Annotated in this window: 17 protein-coding genes and 3 pseudogenes; 12 read left to right on the forward strand and 8 right to left on the reverse strand. The window is 59.3% G+C overall.

Annotated features, from left to right (window positions below):
- Positions 1–876, reverse strand: a pseudogene (locus tag I9184_RS08260) (IS5 family transposase); the annotation flags it as partial.
- Positions 877–888: 12 nt separating this feature from the next.
- Here I9184_RS08260 and I9184_RS08265 point away from each other — a divergent pair.
- A pseudogene (locus tag I9184_RS08265) lies at positions 889–1221 on the forward strand (DDE-type integrase/transposase/recombinase); the annotation flags it as partial.
- Positions 1222–1296: 75 nt separating this feature from the next.
- Here I9184_RS08265 and I9184_RS08270 read toward each other — a convergent pair.
- Positions 1297–1928 (reverse strand): annotated as a pseudogene (locus tag I9184_RS08270) (peroxiredoxin).
- A 133-nt stretch (positions 1929–2061) separates the two neighbouring features.
- Here I9184_RS08270 and I9184_RS08275 point away from each other — a divergent pair.
- The 6 genes from I9184_RS08275 to sulP all read left to right on the forward strand — a co-directional run bounded on the left by I9184_RS08275 (position 2062) and on the right by sulP (position 8246).
- Positions 2062–2532, forward strand: a complete 471-nt coding sequence (locus I9184_RS08275; protein ID WP_171638354.1) for an Rrf2 family transcriptional regulator — start codon at positions 2062–2064, stop codon at positions 2530–2532.
- Entirely contained in the window at positions 2529–3194 is a 666-nt protein-coding gene (locus I9184_RS08280; RefSeq protein ID WP_209833742.1) for a Crp/Fnr family transcriptional regulator, read from the forward strand. Before I9184_RS08275 ends, I9184_RS08280 begins: the two co-directional genes overlap by 4 nt.
- A 151-nt stretch (positions 3195–3345) precedes the next feature.
- Positions 3346–3717, forward strand: a complete 372-nt coding sequence (locus tag I9184_RS08285) for a hypothetical protein (protein WP_209833745.1) — start codon at positions 3346–3348, stop codon at positions 3715–3717.
- 75 nt (positions 3718–3792) lie between these two features.
- Entirely contained in the window at positions 3793–4701 is a 909-nt protein-coding gene (locus I9184_RS08290) for an MBL fold metallo-hydrolase (protein WP_209834082.1), read from the forward strand.
- A 14-nt stretch (positions 4702–4715) separates the two neighbouring features.
- Positions 4716–6398, forward strand: a complete 1683-nt coding sequence (locus I9184_RS08295; RefSeq protein WP_209833747.1) for a bifunctional protein tyrosine phosphatase family protein/NAD(P)/FAD-dependent oxidoreductase — start codon at positions 4716–4718, stop codon at positions 6396–6398.
- 114 nt (positions 6399–6512) lie between these two features.
- Positions 6513–8246 (forward strand): sulfate permease, encoded by a 1734-nt coding sequence (gene sulP / locus I9184_RS08300; RefSeq protein ID WP_209833749.1) that lies wholly within the window; start codon positions 6513–6515, stop codon positions 8244–8246.
- Between the two features lie 5 nt (positions 8247–8251).
- On the opposite strand, the gene I9184_RS08305 is transcribed toward sulP, so the two are convergent.
- The 4 genes from I9184_RS08305 to I9184_RS08320 form a co-directional block, all read right to left on the reverse strand.
- On the reverse strand, positions 8252–9004 hold the full coding sequence (locus I9184_RS08305) for an anti-sigma factor (protein ID WP_209833751.1): 753 nt from the start codon (positions 9002–9004) through the stop codon (positions 8252–8254).
- Positions 9001–9510, reverse strand: a complete 510-nt coding sequence (locus tag I9184_RS08310) for an RNA polymerase sigma factor (protein ID WP_209833752.1) — start codon at positions 9508–9510, stop codon at positions 9001–9003. Before I9184_RS08310 ends, I9184_RS08305 begins: the two co-directional genes overlap by 4 nt.
- Before the next feature lie 47 nt (positions 9511–9557).
- The gene (locus I9184_RS08315; RefSeq protein ID WP_171638368.1) at positions 9558–9947 is read right to left on the reverse strand and encodes a hypothetical protein; all 390 of its coding nucleotides are present in this window, start codon (positions 9945–9947) and stop codon (positions 9558–9560) included.
- A 350-nt stretch (positions 9948–10297) separates the two neighbouring features.
- Positions 10298–11965, reverse strand: a complete 1668-nt coding sequence (locus I9184_RS08320) for a GMC family oxidoreductase N-terminal domain-containing protein (protein ID WP_209833754.1) — start codon at positions 11963–11965, stop codon at positions 10298–10300.
- A 225-nt stretch (positions 11966–12190) separates the two neighbouring features.
- On the opposite strand from I9184_RS08320, the gene I9184_RS08325 reads away from it, so the two are divergent.
- The 3 genes from I9184_RS08325 to I9184_RS08335 all read left to right on the forward strand — a co-directional run bounded on the left by I9184_RS08325 (position 12191) and on the right by I9184_RS08335 (position 14279).
- Complete coding sequence (locus I9184_RS08325; RefSeq protein ID WP_209833756.1) at positions 12191–13102, forward strand: LysR family transcriptional regulator; 912 nt, start codon at positions 12191–12193, stop codon at positions 13100–13102.
- Positions 13103–13279: 177 nt separating this feature from the next.
- Positions 13280–13456 (forward strand): hypothetical protein, encoded by a 177-nt coding sequence (locus tag I9184_RS08330; protein WP_171638374.1) that lies wholly within the window; start codon positions 13280–13282, stop codon positions 13454–13456.
- Positions 13457–13934: 478 nt separating this feature from the next.
- The gene (locus I9184_RS08335; protein ID WP_210092974.1) at positions 13935–14279 is read left to right on the forward strand and encodes a TetR/AcrR family transcriptional regulator C-terminal domain-containing protein; all 345 of its coding nucleotides are present in this window, start codon (positions 13935–13937) and stop codon (positions 14277–14279) included.
- Positions 14280–14461: 182 nt separating this feature from the next.
- On the opposite strand, the gene I9184_RS08340 is transcribed toward I9184_RS08335, so the two are convergent.
- Positions 14462–14971: a MarR family transcriptional regulator gene (locus I9184_RS08340; RefSeq protein ID WP_209833760.1), complete on the reverse strand. Its 510-nt coding sequence runs from the start codon at positions 14969–14971 to the stop codon at positions 14462–14464.
- A 77-nt stretch (positions 14972–15048) separates the two neighbouring features.
- Between I9184_RS08340 and I9184_RS08345 the strand changes: the two genes are divergently transcribed.
- Both I9184_RS08345 and I9184_RS08350 read left to right on the forward strand, forming a co-directional pair.
- Positions 15049–15936, forward strand: a complete 888-nt coding sequence (locus tag I9184_RS08345; RefSeq protein ID WP_209833761.1) for an EamA family transporter — start codon at positions 15049–15051, stop codon at positions 15934–15936.
- Positions 15937–15948: 12 nt separating this feature from the next.
- The gene (locus tag I9184_RS08350; RefSeq protein ID WP_209833763.1) at positions 15949–16590 is read left to right on the forward strand and encodes an NAD(P)H-binding protein; all 642 of its coding nucleotides are present in this window, start codon (positions 15949–15951) and stop codon (positions 16588–16590) included.
- A gap of 76 nt (positions 16591–16666) precedes the next feature.
- Here the strand turns inward: I9184_RS08350 and I9184_RS08355 are convergent, their stop codons facing one another.
- Positions 16667–17761, reverse strand: a complete 1095-nt coding sequence (locus tag I9184_RS08355) for a Gfo/Idh/MocA family oxidoreductase (protein ID WP_209833764.1) — start codon at positions 17759–17761, stop codon at positions 16667–16669.
- Between the last annotated feature and the right edge of the window lies 1 nt (position 17762).

Below are 17762 nucleotides of genomic sequence, written 5' to 3' on the forward strand. Positions count from 1 at the left end.
TAGGGTCAGAATTCATAGCCAAAAAGATGACGGTAGCCGCCTGTGCGATGGCTGAGAGGAAGACCTTTGGGCACCTGTCGTATCGGGTAGCCACACGTCGCCAATCTTTCAACCTTCCGAACATGATCTCGTATCACTGCCCGACAGTGCATTGCACAGCAATGTCACGAGAGGGGGGTTGCGACTATGTAGCGACGCTTGTCGTACTTCACCGCTTTTTTTGGCTGCTTCCGGCTTGGGATGCACATGCGTATCCCTTTGTCTTTCAACGTTTCCCGGAACCAATCAGCGTCATATCCGCGATCTCCGAGCAGCCATTCGACATCTGGCAGGCTGCTCAACAATGCTCGTGCGCCGATGTAATCACTCATCTGCCCAGGCGTCACAAACATGTTGAGTGGGCGCCCCCTCGCTGTCGCGGATGACACGCCGTTTGGTGTTCATGCCGCCCTTGGTTCGGCCCCTCTCGGCAGCATCCTTCGGATGCGCCTGCCAGGCAGTGAATCAGGTGTCCACGCCCCCTTTTTGACGCTCATGCTGGTCGCTGTGCGGTGCGCCTTCAGGTAGGTCGCGTCCACTGCCCGGCAGTCGAAACGCAGTTTCGATGAGAGGGGATCATCACGGTCTTATCTTCTCCGTGCTCAGCGGCCAATCCGGCCATCATCCGGGCGAAGATGCCCTTGCCGCTCCACCGTTTCCAGTGGTTGTAGAGCGTTTCCCGGGCTTACGCGGCCCCACTGGGGCCACAGTCCCCTTCAACTGTGCGGGCCGTATTCCTTCGGCGCATCGCGCCAGCGCAAACCATTGCGACTAATGAAGACTATTCCGCTCAACACCCGCTACCTGGGCGTCGGTCAGCCAAAACAGATCAGACATGTTCACCGCTCGTTCTTCGCCCGCGCACGTGAGGTTAACGGTTTGCCGCGCAAGATCGTCATCGACAAAAGTGCTGCCAATACAGTTGGCATCACGGCAATCAACAAGATGCTCAAAAGCTTTGGTTGCCCGATCCTGATTGAGACGGTCAGGCTGAAATACCTCAACAACATCATTGAACAAGACCACCGCTTCATCAAACGAAGGATCAGACTCATGCTGGGGTTCAAATCACTCGTTTCAGCCGCATCTGTCCTGGCAGGCATAGAATTGGCAAACATGATCCGCAAAGGTCAATTTGCGCCCGGGCTTCGTCCGTTTCAGCAATTTATCCAGCTGGTGGGGTATTCGCCTCTCAAGTTTCGTCTATACAACTCTCAAAGAAATTTGCGACAGAACCCGCGCAAGTCCGGCGACCTTTCAGCCGGCCAGTTTCACCTTCCGCAAATAAGGCCGGATCTCTTCCCAACCTTGCGGGAACAGTTCCTTGGCGTTTTCATTCGGAATTGATGATGGAATGATCGCCGCACCACCAGGCACCCAATCGGCGGGCAGGGCCACGCATTTCGCGTCGCTGGTTTGCAGCGCATAGATCACACGCAGGATTTCTTCGAAGTAGCGCCCAACGCTGATGGGATAGGTCATGGTCAGGCGTAGCACCTCGTCGGGGTCGATGATGAACACCGACCGTACCGCGGCGGTTTCGGACTGCGCCGGGTGGATCATCTGATACAGTTTGGCGATCTTCAGATCAGGGTCGGCCACGATGAGAAAGGTCAGGTTCGTATGCTGGGTGTCGTTGACGACTTCGATCCAGCGCAGGTGTTCGGCGACGGTGTCGGTGCGCAGACCGATGGGTTTCACGCCACGCTCGGAAAATTCGTCGGCCAGCTGCGCAGTGCGGCCCATTTCAGTGGTGCAGACCGGAGTAAAGTCGGCGGGATGGCTGAAAAAAACGCCCAGTCGTCGCCGATCCAGTGTTGGAAGGAAAACGGGCCGGTCGTGGTGCCGGCCTGGAAATCGCGAACAACGTCCCCAAGAAGCAAGGTCATTGGTCTTCCTTTCGGTCTTTTGGGCTTTGTTTCATCGGTTCAGGTAGTTCCGTGCCGCATCCCGGTCAGTGACAAGATCGCCGAGCTTGCTAATAAATTATATTTAGAATAGAGGTTTAGAAAAGAGACGTACATGAAACTCACATCCTATTCCAATTTCGCTCTGCGTTCGTTGCAGTTGGCGGCGCTCAAGGCGCCGAACCGCATCCGCGTAGACGATGTCGTGCGCGTGCACGGGCTGGCCCGACCGCATATCGTGAAGATCGTGCACGAATTGGGCCGCGCCGGTTATCTGGAAACCACGCGGGGTCGGGGTGGTGGGTTCCGGCTGGCCAAACCGGCCGAGGACATCGTCATCGGCGATGTCATTCGCCTGACCGAAGGGCCACTGGACGTGGTCGAATGTTTCAATCCTGAAAAAAATACCTGTCCGCTGATCGGAATATGCAAGCTGTCACAGGCGATTCAAAAAGCGACCCGGGCGTTCATGGCGGTGCTCGATGATCTGACCCTCGCCGACATCGCCGCAAACCGGGGTGAGTTGCTAAACCGCATCGCGCCGATCGAGGAGGGCATCGTGGCACCCATGCGCAAGGCAAGATGACGATCACCGACTGGACCGAGCGTTTCCACGGCACCAGCCGCCTTCCCAAACCGGTACGGGAAAGGTTGCGGACAGCCGCCCGAATCCTGAGTTTCCCGAAGGGTGCCCAGGTATTCGGGCCCGACAATGTGCCCGACAGCCTGCTCTTTCTGTATCACGGCCGGGTCCGGGTCTCTCAAAGGTCGGATTCCGGGCGCGAGATTGTGTTGTATCGAGTCGAGGCCGGTGAAAGCTGTGTACTGACCACAGCCTGCATGTTGGCCGAAGAAGCTTATAATGCAGAAGGTATTGCCGAGACCGATGTCGTTGCCGTGGTTCTGCCGAAACTCTCGTTTGATCGTCTGGCCTCGGAAGAGGATGCCTTTCGCCAGTTTGTCTTCGAGGCCTATTCGCGCCGATTGATCGATCTGTTGCGGGTGGTGGATGATGTGGCCTTCGGGCATCTGGACGTGCGCTTGGCCGAGCGTCTTCTTGTCTTGGCCGAGGGGGGCGATGAAATCCGGGCCACCCATCAACAGCTTGCCAGCGAGCTGGGCACTGCGCGCGAAGTCATCACGCGGATTTTGCAGGATTTCCAAAAGCGCGAGATGATCAGCCAATCGCGCGGACGGATCACTTTGACCGACAAGCCCGCATTGGAAAGACAGGCTCAGGGCGTCTGAAAGTTGCCAAAGGGTTGCGGGTTTCGTGACTTTGTCACTGAACTGGTGCTTTGAAAGTTATATTTGCATTTCAACTTTAGATTCGCGCCCAAGGTGTCGAGGCCCTGAACAGAATCTCGGTTGCGGGCGGACCAAAACCCAGGAGACGGAAATGGATGACCGCAAAAACATCCCGAAGCTCGGCGGCATTGCCCTTGCGGCGCTTGCCGCTGCGGCGGTCGGTGCGCTCGGCACCTGTTTTCTGCGGCACGATGCACCCGGCCGCAAGGCTGGAAGGGCCGGCAGCCCGATGCGGCATCGCCACACAGCGGAAGAGCAAGGCCATGACGACGTGAACACGCCGGGGTTGCGCGGCCGAAATGCGACGCCCGAGGAAATCGCCAAACTGGCAGCGATGTTCCGCAACTTCGATACCATCACGCGAAATGTCGAAAACCTGCCGGACGGCATCCGTACCGTCACCCGGTCATCGGATACCCGGGTCATGGCGGCCGTTCACGAAATGATGATGACGGGCGGCTGACAAAGGCTCGACTCGCGCCCAAGAGGAGGCACGAATATGAACGATCAGAAGTCTATTGACACGCACAACCAAAGGATGACGGACGCGATCGCGACGCCGATTGGCGCCTATCCTGTTGACCAAAGCGTCAAACCCGAGGTTCAGGGGTTCTATGACGAGGCGACGGCGACGATCAGCTATATCGTCAAGGACCCGACGTCGAACGCCTGCGCGATCATCGACAGCGTGATGGATATCGACTATGCGGCCGGCAGGATCACGTTCGACCATGCCGACCTGCTGATCGTCGAGATCGAAAAGCAGGGTCTGAAGCTGGAATGGATCATCGAAACGCATGCACATGCGGATCATTTGTCGGCGGCGCCCTACATCCAGCAGAAGCTGGGCGGCATGATCGGCATCGGCGAGAACATCAAGATCGTGCAGGAGGTGTTCGGCAAGATCTTCAACGAAGGCACCGAGTTCCAGCGCGACGGCAGCCAGTTCGATGCGCTGTTTACCGATGGCATGACCTACAAGATCGGCAACATGACCGCCTTTACCATGCACACGCCGGGCCACACGCCGGCCTGCATGGTGCATGTCATGGGCGATGTGGCTTTTGTGGGTGACACGCTGTTCATGCCCGATGGCGGCTCGGCCCGGGCCGATTTCCCGGGCGGGGATGCCGGCACGCTGTATGACTCGATCCAGAAGGTGCTGAGCCTGCCGGACGAGACGCGCCTGTTCATGTGTCACGACTATGGCCCCAACGGGCGGGACATCCGCTGGGAAACCACCGTGGCCGAGGAGAAGGCGCACAACATCCATGTGGGCGGCGGCAAGAGTCGGGACGAGTTCATCAAGATGCGCACCGAGCGTGACGCGACGCTGGCCATGCCGACACTGATCATCCCGTCGATCCAGGTCAACATCCGCGCGGGCGACGTCCCGACCGATCAGGATGGGAATCAGATGCTCAAAGTTCCCGTCAACAAACTCTGATCTGCGGAGGTAACATGGATATCAGGAAAATATCAGACGCACTGTCGGTCTCGCCGCAGATCACGCCGGGCGACATGGCAACCGTCAAGGCGGCGGGGTTTCGGGCGATCATCTGCAACCGGCCCGATGGCGAAGGTGCCGATCAGCCCAGCTTTGACGAGATCGAGGCTGCGGCCCGGAAACATGGCCTTGAGGCGCGCTATGTCCCGGTACAGAGCGGGATGGTCAAGGATGATGACGCGCAGGCATTTGGCCGTACCCTGACCGAGTTGCCGGGCCCGGTTCTGGCCTATTGCCGGACGGGCACGCGCTCGGCCACGTTGTGGTCGCTGCACGAGGCAGCGCACAAGCGGCCCGTCTCCGAGATTCTGACGGCCACCAAGTTCGCCGGTTATGACCTGAGCGGCGTCGCCCGCCGAATCGCCAATGGCGGCAAGACCCCGACCGACACGGGGGATGCGTCCTTTGACGTGGTGATCGTAGGCGGCGGCGCCGGGGGCATCGCCACCGCCGCCAGCCTGCATGCGCGCAAATCCGACTTGTCGATCGCCATCATCGACCCGTCCGACGTGCATTATTATCAACCCGGTTGGACACTGGTGGGCGGCGGCGTATTCACGCCCGAACAGACGGCCAAGACGATGGGTTCGCTGATCCCGAGGGGAGTCAAATGGATCAAGGCCGCTGTGGCCGCGTTCGAGCCGCAGAACAACGCCGTGATTCTGGATGGTTGCCGGGTCGTCAAATACGACCGTCTGGTGGTGTCTCCGGGGCTCAAGCTGGACTGGGGCGCGGTTGAGGGGCTGGAGGAAACGCTGGGCCGTAACGGGGTGACCTCGAATTATCGCTATGACCTGGCGCCTTATACCTGGCAGTTGGTCGAAGGGCTGAAGGCGGGCCGCGCGCTGTTCACCCAACCGCCGATGCCGATCAAATGTGCCGGCGCGCCGCAGAAGGCGATGTATCTGTCGGGCGATGCGTGGGTCCGGCGCGGGGTTCTGAAGGATATCGACATCCAGTTCATGAACGCGGGCGGGGTGCTGTTCGGGGTAAAGGACTATGTCCCGGCGCTGATGGAGTACGTCAGGAAATACGACGCCACGCTGAATTTCTTTCACAATCTGGTTTCAGTGGACGGTCCCGCGAAAACGGCCACGTTCACGGTGGCCAAACCCGATGAGCAGCCCGAGCAGGTGACGGTCGAGTTCGACATGATGCATGTCTGCCCGCCGCAGGTGGCGCCGGACTTCATCCGGGTCTCGCCGCTGGCCGATGCGGCGGGTTGGGTCGATGTCGATCAGGCGACGCTGCGGCACAAGAGCTTTGACAACATCTGGTCTCTGGGCGACGTGATGAACGCCCCAAACGCCAAAACCGCGGCCGCCGCGCGCAAGCAGGCGCCGACCTTGGCCGACAACATCCTGGCCGATATCGAAGGGCGCTCGCCGGTGGCGGCCTATGACGGCTATGGCTCGTGCCCGCTGACGGTGGAGCGCGGCAAGATCGTGCTGGCCGAGTTCGGGTATGGCGGTGTTCTGAAACCCAGTTTCCCAAAATTCCTGATCGACGGCACCAGACCCAGCCGCGCGGCCTGGTTCCTCAAGGAAAAGCTGCTGCCACCGGTCTATTGGTCGGCAATGCTGAAGGGCAAGGAATGGATGGCCAAGCCCGAACCGTTGAAAGTCGCGGCTGAATAAGCCGCCCACCCCCGAAACCGACGCAAGTTCTGTCCTGTCTTCGCGCAAGTCAGGCCTTGATCTGGCGGTCAGAGCCATCTCGTGCTGACCGCCGCCTTTTCAGGACGAAACCCCATGCAGAGCCTTTATCGTTACCTTCCCATTCTCGACTGGGGCCGCCGGTATGATCGGGCGGCGCTGTCGAACGACCTGATCGCCGCGGTGATCGTCACGATCATGCTGATCCCGCAATCGCTGGCCTATGCGCTGCTGGCGGGGCTGCCGCCCGAGGCGGGGATCTATGCCTCTATCGTGCCGATCATCCTCTATGCGGTTTTTGGAACCAGTCGGGCGCTGGCGGTGGGGCCGGTGGCGGTGGTGTCGCTGCTGACGGCAAGCGCCGTGGGGCAGGTGGCCGAGCAGGGCACCGCCGGATATGCGGTGGCGGCGCTGACACTGGCCTTTCTGTCAGGCGGGTTCCTGGTGTTGCTGGGCGTGTTCCGGCTGGGCTTTCTGGCCAACTTCCTGTCGCATCCGGTAATTGCGGGCTTCATCACCGCATCGGGCATCCTGATCGCCACCAGCCAGCTCAAGCACATCCTGGGGGTCAGCGCGCATGGGCATACTCTGCCCGAGATGCTGGGATCGATCGTTGAGAATCTCGGCCAGACCAACGGGATCGCCCTGGTGATCGGCGTGCTGGCAACGGCCTTCCTGTTCTGGGTGCGCAAGAACCTCAAACCCGCGCTGCGACGCATCGGGGTGCCACCGCTGCTGGCGGATGTGCTGACCAAGGCCGGGCCAGTGGCGGCCGTTGTGGCAACCACCGTTGCGGTCTGGGCCTTCGGACTGGACGCGCGGGGTGTCAAGATCGTCGGCGAGGTGCCTCAGAGCCTGCCGCCGCTGACCCTGCCGGGACTGTCTTCGGACCTGATCGGCGCGCTGCTGGTGCCCGCCATACTGATCTCGATCATCGGCTTCGTCGAAAGTATTTCGGTTGCGCAGACGCTGGCCGCCAAGAAATGCCAGCGTATTGACCCGGATCAGGAACTGATCGGCCTTGGGGCGGCCAATCTGGGCGCCGCGTTCTCCGGGGGATACCCCGTTACGGGGGGATTCGCACGATCGGTGGTCAATTTCGATGCGGGCGCCGAAACCCCTGCGGCCGGTGCCTTCACCGCCATCGGGTTGGCGATAGCCGCGCTGTTCCTGACCCCGCTGGTCTACTTCCTGCCCAAGGCAACGCTGGCCGCTACGATCATCGTGGCGGTGCTCAGCCTGGTGGATTTCTCGATCCTGAAAAAGACCTGGGGCTATTCGCGGGCCGATTTTGCCGCCGTGGCCGCCACCATTCTGCTGACCCTGCTGGCCGGGGTCGAGACCGGCGTGGCCAGCGGTGTGGCGATCTCGATCCTGCTGTATCTGTACAAGACTTCGCGCCCGCATGTGGCCGAGCTGGGGCTGGTGCCGGGCACCCAGCACTTCCGCAACATCCTGCGCCACAAGGTCGAGACCGACCCCACGCTGGTCACGCTGAGGGTGGATGAAAGCCTGTACTTTGTGAACGCCCGCTTCCTCGAGGATCTGATCCAGTCGCGCGTGACCGAAGGCTGCGAGATCTGCAACGTGGTTCTGATGTTCTCGGCGGTGAACGAGGTCGACTTTTCGGCGCTGGAAAGCCTCGAGGCGATCAATGACCGCCTGCGCGACATGGGCGTCGGTCTGCATCTGAGCGAGGTCAAAGGCCCGGTCATGGACAGGCTGAAACAGTCCCACTTCCTCGACGACCTGAACGGCAAGGTCTTTCTGTCACAGTATGACGCGTGGAAATCCCTGACCGACCGCGAACCGGTGCGCGCGGCGGAATAGCCCTGTCAGATCAGTTCTTCATGGGCCTTGCGCGCGATGGTTTCGATGACCTGGCGACCGGAGCGGCCCACCATGGAATATTCCCACCGCCCATCCTGCCAGAACACGATGCCCAAATCCCCGTCGCGCCGGTATTGAAACGAGGTTCGAGCTGGGTCCGTGGTCAGATTGGCAAACAGGCTGAGGCGGTCGCCGGATTCGTTTTCGTACAGGAAGAAGGCCGCCGGGCCTTGGCCCAGTGGCAGCAGCCGACCTCCGATCAGCCGGTAGCCGGTCTCTCCCAGTTCCGGCGCGATCACCGGCGCGCCCAGCCGGTTGCTGAGCCAGGTTTGCAGATGCTCGCGCTCATCGGCGAACACCTCGACCGGGTGCAGAACCTCGGGTGAATAAAGGGCGTGTGCCGCTGCCGCCTGAATTGGTGCCTGCGCCATCAATTTCTCGGGCTTGACAGAATCCCGCGACAGGAGCAGACCACTGCCCAGACCCAAGGCAAAGATCGCCACCGCTGCGGCCAGCCGCCCTAACACACCGTGACTGGTGCCCTCGCGCGCCCTGTGCATCAGCCGGTCCAGTTGCGCGGGATCGGGCTGCGGCACCGAGATGCGCATTATTCCCGCCTGCCGGATCATTGCCGCCAGCCGCGTACGGTCGGCGGGATGTGCGGCAAGGTGCCGGTCCAGACGGTCCTGCTGAGATGGCGTCAACTGGCCGTCGACTGCGGCCTGAATCAGAGTGTCCATGTTCGGTTCGGTCGTCATGTCATGCTCCGCAATCGTGATTTGCCCGCCTGTTCTTCCGGGGCTTGCAGCCGTGTCCGGGCCCGGGACAACCGAGACATGACGGTGCCCTGCGGGACGCCCAGCAATCGGGCGGTCTCGGCATAGGTCAACCCCGCGATGGTGACCGCCAGCAGAACAAGTTTCTGATCCTCCGGCAAGGCGTCGATCCGACGCCACAGCCAGCGCAGTTCCAATCGCTCTTCGGCGGTCGCCCCGGGCGAGACCAGTTGATCCAACGCCCGAGGATCGGTTTCGGGACGGATCGCAGCGCGCCGCCGGTCATTGCGAAAACAATTAAGCAGGATTTTCATCGCCCAGGGCTTGACCGGGTGGCCCGGCCATCTGAGCCCCTTTTTTCGGATCGCGCGCAAGACCGCATCCTGCACCAGATCGTCGGCCAGGTCGCGATTCCGGGTCAGTGAAAACGCAAATCGCCACAGATCGGGCAAGGCGTCTTCGAGTTGCTGGTCGAATGTCCGTGTCATCGTCTAAGCCAAAGGCGGCCCGGTCGGACCGCCCCCTGGCGCCGCAATCAGGGCCGCGCGGTATGCCACACGCCCTTAACGCCGTCGCCGGTCATTTCTCCGGGTTGCTTGTCCTTGATCCACAGATACAGCGGTTGGCCCTTGTAGGCGACCTGCATTGTTCCATCGTCGCGCTGGATCAACGAATAGTTCTTGGGCAGTTCGGTTCCCGCGGCTGCGGTCAGCGGCGGCCAGTTCACTGCGCATTGATCATAGCAGTAGGACTTGCCCGTTTCGTCTTTGTCGAACGTATAAAGAGTCATCTTGTTGGCATCCATCAAAATAGTCTGATCGCCCAGTTTCCCGGTCAGGACCGGGGCGTCGCCAGCTGCGGCGGCGGTTGCAAGGGCGCATGCCATCAGGGTGGATGCGGTCAGCGCAAAAGAAGTGCGGGTCATTCGGGTGTTCCTCCGTGTCGGGCGTCTGCATCATCGCAGACATGACACTTACACGCAGGCGATCGGGTTTATTCCCCCGGGCTTGAATTTTATTCGCGCCCGGCAGGGTCATGCGTGCCGCGCCAAATGCCGGTTGATTGGACAAAGACATCGGGAAGTGGATGTCGCGTCGCTGCGGAGCGATCGGAACATCGTTGATGCCGCGCCCGGATCGCCCAGCAACATTGCGACAGCAGGACCGGTGATATACCGGCCAAAGTCGGCGACTCTCACGCCGGTCACCGGAAGATCGGAGAACGGCTTGCGCGTGGTTCCTCTGGGAAGTTGTTGAACCCGGATGCCTACAGGATTTATTGACCGGCCAGCATCCAGCCTGCGGCCTTTTCTGCAATCATGATCGTGGGCGAATTGGTGTTTCCACTGGTGATCTCTGGCATGATCGAGGCATCAACGACGCGCAGCCCAATCACCCCCTTCATGCGCAAATGCGAATCGAGAACGGCGGTTTCATCATCCTCTCGGCCCATCTTGATCGTACCAACCGGGTGAAAGATCGTGCTGGCGATGTCGCCTGCCAAACGGGCCAGTTCCTCGTCGGTTTGATACTGAATGCCCGGCTTGAACTCTTCCGGCTCGTAAGCTTCCATCGCGGGCTGAGACATGATTTCGCGTACCTGCCGCAAACTTTGAGCGGCAACCCTGCGATCTTCGTCCGTGTCGAGATAATTGGGGGTAATCTGGGGCGGCTGACGGAAATCCGAAGACGCGATGCGGACATGCCCGCGGCTGGTCGGATTCAGATTGCAGACGCTGACGGTGATGGCGGGGAAATCATGCAGGTCTTCGCCAAACGCCTCAAGGCTCAGCGGCTGGACGTGGTATTCGAGGTTGGCGTGTGGTCTTGCCGGATCAGACCGGGTGAAAGCCCCCAACTGGCTGGGCGACATGCTCATCGGGCCAGAGCGCTTCAGCACATATTCCAGTCCGATCTTGGCCTTGCCTATCAGCGAATTGGCCAGGGTGTTCAGCGTCTTGGTGCCCTTGACCTTGTAGACCGCGCGAATTTGCAGGTGATCCTGTAGGTTCTCGCCCACACAGGACGCATCCATAACGACATCAATTCCGTGCTTTTTCAGAAGCGCCGCCGGGCCGATCCCCGACAGTTGCAGGATTTGCGGCGAGTTCACGGCGCCCGCAGACAAAACCACCTCCTTTGAGACCTCGACCGCAACGGGCTGTCCTTTGTGGCAGACAACTGCCCCGGAACAATGCAACCGACCGGTCTCGCCTGTTTCGAAAGTCAGTTTCTCAACCTGCGCCTCAGTCCAGATCGTCAGGTTCGGGCGCGACTTGGCGGGACGCAGAAATGCCTTGGAGGTATTCCAACGCCAGCCAGAACGCTGGTTGACGTCGAAATAGCCAACCCCGGCATTGTCGCCGGTGTTGAAATCATCGGTCTTGGGGATGCCGTATTCGACCGCGGCTTCGGCAAAACTGTCCAGAACATCCCAGCGCAGTCGCTGTTTTTCCACCCGCCATTCGCCGCCATGCCCGTGCAGATCGGAAAACCGACTGTTGTCGCCGGTGCGCGGATCGGCGCCGTCATCCAACCGGTAGTGGTTCTCATGAGCCTTGAAGTCGGCCAGCGCGTTTTCCCAGTTCCATGCCTCTTCACCGGTGAGCTTGGCCCAGTTGTCATAGTCACGAGCCTGGCCCCGCATATAGATCATCCCGTTGATTGAGGAACACCCGCCCAGCGCTTTCCCGCGCGGGTAAAGCAGGCTGCGCCCGTTCAGCCCCTTAGCGGGTTCGGTTTTGTACATCCAGTCTGCGCGCGGGTTGCCGATGCAATAGAGATAGCCAACCGGAATGTGTATCCAAGGATAGGTATCGGGCTTGCCCGCCTCAAGCAGCAAAACCCGGTTCCCTGGATCGGTGCTCAGCCTGTTGGCCATCAGGCACCCGGCCGAACCGCCGCCAATCACAATATAGTCGTACCTGTTTGCGCCATCAGACATCTTTGTCTTCCACCTGTTCTGTCTTTTCGTTGCCAGTTGTGCGCCAGAGGGAACAAGGTATGCTGTTCTCTTGCAGGCTGCACGATTATGCGGCACGTTTTCTCCGCCACAAGCCAACGATGTGGTTCACGCCCCCTCCCGGAACGCTGGTTTTACCGATCTCTGCGGGAGCGGCAGGCAAAAAGCTAATGACAATTTGCACAATACCATATTAGTAAATTTTATATGGACCGGTTTTCGAGCATTAACACCATCCTGGCCTTCGTGACGGTGGCCCGGGAAGGCAGTGTTTCACGCGCAGCCGAGGTGCTGAACCTGACACAGCCGGCCATCAGCCATCAAATCAAGCGTCTATCCGAAGATACGGGGCTTACCTTGTTCAACCGAACCGCTACCGGGTTGCAGATCACTCATGACGGCACTGCGGTATTAGCGAAGGCTCAACACGTCCTCGATGCAGTCAGTGATTTCCAACGCAGCGCCCGCCTGCGCGTTGGGCGCTTGAGTGGAAAACTGACGATCGGTACGATCGTCGATCCGGAGTTCATCCGGTTGGGGCGTCTGTTGGCGAATTTGCGCGCAGAGCATCCTGATGTTGAAACCGAACTGAAGCACGGGGTCAGCGGAGATATTTTGACATGGCTCAAGCGGGGTCGGGTTGATGCCGGGTTTTACTTGTGTGGGCCCGATGACCTATCCAGCATCGGGTCGGACGGAGACGATCCGGTGCATGCCATCAAGTTGGCCGAATTCACGTATCGCGTGATCGGACCGGCTGGCTGGCAGAAGCAGGTGGAAGAGTCCGACTGGTCTTCGCTTGCAGCCCTTCCTTGGATCGGCACGCCCGAAGCCTCTGTTCACCATCGCCTTCTGGCCAAAGTTTTCGAACGTCACGCCTGCCGCCCGAACGTGGTTGCGCTGGTGGATCAAGAAGCTTCGATGCTTGAAATGGTCAGGTCCGGCATTGGCCTGAGCCTCTGCCGCGAGTCCATCGCGCTGCATCAAAAGCAATCCTTCGGGCTTGCCGTCTGCAATTCCGTGTCTGTTCCTGCGTGTCTGAGTTTCGCGGCATTGGAACGTCGCAAAGACAACCCGATGATAGCCGAGACATTTGACCTGTTGCTCCGGTCCTGGTGATCGCGTCTGGGAGGTTGCAAAATACTTCTGAGGCGTGTTGCAAATTGCCATCCGGCGCGTTCTGCGCGTGGTACGGCGGGCGGCGCTATAAACCTGGTCGGCCCCAAGTGCCATGTTCTGCACAGACAGCAAGTGAGCAAAGGACAACTTATTGCATAGTGGGGTGGGTTTCAAACAATGGGTGGTGACGATATCGGCCCGGCTGCTGCGAAGACCATGCATGGTGCAACCGTGCCGCCTTCGTTTCTTGTCGCGTTCCACGCCAAAAACATTGGGAAAGACGTTCAGACAACCTATGATCTGATCCCGGGCGACGACAAGAAACGACACTGGGTCGAGGACGGCGATACGTGACGCTTCATCGGCTGTAACCTCTTTGGCGAGCACCCCGAAACGAAGACCGAGTTCTGCAACCCGCACATAAGATGACGGCAAAGCTCATACGGGAACGGTCAAGCGATCCTGTAATTGACCAACCAAAATGGCAGAGGTCGCGGACTGACTCTGCCTTGTCAGTTTATCTGCCAAAGAACTCAACCACCGCATCCGACGATGCTTTTACCGCCTCGGGTTTGTAGTAGAAGTCCACGTGCGAGAACTGATCAAATGCCAGTTCCTCGTGCTTATTCGTTAGCTTTCCGACAAATTGCGTTGAGCTAGGGGCGGTGAAGGCCGTACTGCTGTAGATGGTCAGGGATGGCTGCACGATCTTGTCGGCTTAGACTTCTCCGATGGAAAACAGAGACTGCATGCCCCGACCGCCGATGAGCATGTTGGTATAGGTCGGAACCGCCTTCGGCCCTTTGACCCGGATCGTGACTTCGTCGAGCAATTGAAGGAAGCCTTGCGGCGCTGCATTGGGGTGATTACGGAAGAGACGGCCATCGGACTGAATCGGATGGTCATCTCAGAATTGATCCGTGACCTTGACCGGCCCCGGCAATTCTTCACTGAAACCGCGACACTTGATTACCCAATAACCAGGCTGTTCAGCGAAGCCGTGGATGTGGGCGTTATCCGAAAGGCTGATCCGGTTTTTGCAACCAACCAGCTATTGGCGCTGGTAAAGAACTTCTTTTTCTGGCCAGAGTTCTTCCTCGGTAAAAACCCGACGCCCAAAGATGTTTTGGACGATTGCGTCGCGATGTTTCTGGCGCACTACAAAGCAGACGTTTGACGCGTGATCGCGAACGCCCGCTTCGTACCGCGAAATGCACCTTCGAAAGGTTCAGGACTTTGCACCTGCGGCCAAAGTCCGGTCTGGCGGGCGCCGCAGAAGCGATGACCGGTCTGGGCCGCCCATGTCGATGCGTCATAGAACCAAAAGGTCGTGGTCATGCGTTGCATCTTGAACGACGATTAATCGCTTGAATTCGCCCCGCTTTCGGAGTTCATCCTTTCATCCAGCGTTTTCAGAAGCCTGTTCAAGTCTTTGGCTTCTGCCGAGGTTAGTCCGCGCAAAAGGCGATGCTGTGTGTCGACATGATCGACGACGGCTTTCTCGATCGTCGCAAATCCGGCTTCTGTCAAACGGATCAGAAACCCGCGTTTGTCTTCAGGGTTTGGCACCCTCTCGACGAGGCCGTGTTTGACGAGTTGATCGATGCGATTGGTCATTGTTCCCGAGGTCACCATGGTCAGATCCAGCAATGCTCCAGGGGATAAGCCATCGGGTTTTCCGGATCTGCGCAGGGTCGCCAGGACATCAAAGCTGGCGGCGTTCAACCCATGAGCCTTCCAGGTTCTTTCCATTTCGCCCCGAAGCTTGGAAGTCAATCGTGACAGCCGACCGATGATTTCCATCGGTCCGACATCAAGGTCGGGCCGGGCCTTGTTCCATTGGGCAATGATGCGGTCTACGTGGTCCATGAAACTATATTGCGAAGTTATCTCTTGACGTCAAGATAAATGGATATATCTTGACCTCAAGATAATGGAGATCCGCGATGAGACATCTCGACATTGCACTAACAGCCATTGCGCCGCTGGTTTGGGGCAGCACCTACTTTGTGACGACGGAATTCCTTCCTTCAGGGTATCCGGTGACGATGGCCGCCCTGCGCGCTCTGCCTGCCGGCCTTCTGCTGCTGGTAATGGCGCCGCGCTTGCCGAAAGGAATTTGGTGGCTGCGCATTTTCGTTCTCGGCGCGCTCAACTTCACGCTTTTCTGGGCCTTTCTGTTTATCGCAGCCTATAGGCTGCCTGGAGGGGTCGCGGCGACAGTCGGTGCGATACAGCCTCTGATCGTCGTGTTCCTGGCCGCGCTGCTGCTTGGGACAGCGATCAGAGCGTCGGCCGTGATGGCTGCCTTGATCGGCATCTTTGGTGTCGGGCTGCTTGTCCTAGGGTCAGGTATAAGGCTTGATCCCATCGGTTTGATTGCCGGAGTTTGCGGGGCGGCCTCGATGGCGGCAGGCACGGTCTTGACTCGGAAATGGCAACCTCCGGTGCCGCTGCTTACCTTCACCGCCTGGCAACTGACCGCCGGCGGTCTGTTGCTGGTGCTTCTGGCCGTCTTCATCGAGCCGCCGCTTCCAACACTGGATGCACGGAACCTCTCAGGCATCCTCTACCTAGCGCTCATCGGGGCTGCGCTCACCTATATCCTGTGGTTTCGCGGTATCTCACGGATAGAGCCAGGGGCCGTCTCGGCGCTTGGTTTTCTCAGCCCGCTCGCCGCCGTTCTGATCGGTTGGGCATTGCTGGGTCAGGCGCTGACACAGATGCAAATCGCCGGCGCCGCGCTTGTCTTTGCAGCAATCTGGGTTGGTCAAAGAGCGGCGCGTACCCGCCCATCTGAGCTTTTGAAAATCTCCATCCGCCACCCATTGTAAAGGAGAACTCCGATGAAACTCATAGTATTTGGTGCCACCGGCAATGTCGGTTCTCGCGTCGTAACGGAAGCGCTTGCTCGCGGGCATCTCGTAACCGCAGCTATTCGAAACGAGGCAGCGATTGCCAAGCTGCCCGAGGGTGTCAGACCGGTCATCGCGGATGCGACAGATCCCGCAACCCTCGTCGCAGCCATGGAGTCTCAGGACCTTGCGATCAGCGCGTTGCGCTCTGCGCCCGGGCGCGAAGGCGAGATCGTGGCTCTGACACGTTCGATCCTAAATGCTGCTTCACGCACGGGTCTTCGGGTGATCATCGTTGGCGGCGCCGCGCGCCTGCATCTGCCAAAGGGCAGTCCGCATACGGTTCTGTCAGATCCGGATTTCTTGCCTGACAACATCGTTCCAACAGCCCGCGCATCGATGGCGCAATGGGAGCTCTGCGCCTCTGAAACATCGGCAAATTGGACTTATGCCAGCCCTCCAGCCCTTTTGCAGCCCGGCCCACGCCTGGGCGCGTTCAGAACCGGCACCGACACGCTGCTGGTCGATGAACTGGGCAATTCGGAGATATCGATGGAAGACTTTGCCGTTGCGCTGGTAGACGAGGCACAATCAGCCAATTTCCAGTGTGCTGCGTTCACGGTCGGTTACTAGCACTTGTTCAAGAGCGCCAGGGAAAGGCAGACCGGCCAGCCGACCAGCAGGCCGGGCAGGGACCAGCGGGAGCGGGTCAGGCCAGATAAACCGTTTCACCGGTTTCAATTGCCTGTTGTGCCGCTTGCCCCATCCTGACAGCCCAGAGGCCGTCCTTCAAACTTACATCCGGTTTTGCTGTTTCGCCACGAAGCACGGCCAGGAACCCTTTGTGCTGATAATAGGTCGACCCATTGTGATCCCCTGCCGCCAAAAGGGTGGAGTCGACCGGAACGTCCATTGATACCGGACCTTTGGGGTTGCGCGGGCTCAGGATCACCTGCGGCAGCGGCGGGGCACCCAAATGGTCGGGCCAGAATCGTCCGGGTCCGGGAACAAACGCCTCGATCTTGGCGTCCGGTCCGACGGCCGATATTTCTTCTTGGTAGCGTGCGCCTTCGGCAAACATGCAAAGTTCCAACATCGCGCGCGCGCCCGAAGCAAAGTCGACCAGAACATAGCCGTGATCCAGAATATCCGGGGTTTGACCGTCGTAACTTTCGTCCAGATGGTTCACCGCCTGCCCGCCACTTGCCGTGATGCGCACCGGATCGGATCGCAATATCAGACGCATCAAGTCGAAGAAGTGGCAGCATTTCTCGACGAAAGTACCGCCAGTATTTCGGTTGAACCGGTTCCAGTTGCCGACCTTGTCGAGGAAGGGAAAACGATGCTCGCGGATCGACAGCATTTTCACCCCACCTGTCGCCTCGGCCTTGTCGATCAAAGCAGCGATAGGGGGCATATACCGGTATTCCATCGCAACCCAAATCGGGCAGGGGTAGTCGCGCTGCAACTGCTCGAGCCGGGGCGCGTCCTGCGGGTCGGTGAACAATGGTTTTTCTACCAGAAGCGGCAGAGGACGTGTTTCAGCGATTTCGCAGATCTGGTCCACATGAAGATGGTTCGGGCTGACAATGACGACGCAGTCCAGTTCCTCTACCGCCAGAAGCTGTTGCACGGAACCTGCCATGGTTGCAGTCGGCGCAATTGCCTTGGCGGCTTTTGCCATCTCCTGATCGGGTTCAAAGATCGCAGCCACACTGGTACCTTCCAGCAATCCGATATTGTGCAGGTGCTCTTGCCCCATCATTCCGCATCCAATCAGCCCGTAATTGATGGTCCGGGTCATG

Origin of the sequence: Ruegeria sp. HKCCE3926, from assembly GCF_017872515.1 — a bacterium.
Taxonomy (GTDB): Bacteria; Pseudomonadota; Alphaproteobacteria; order Rhodobacterales; family Rhodobacteraceae; genus Ruegeria.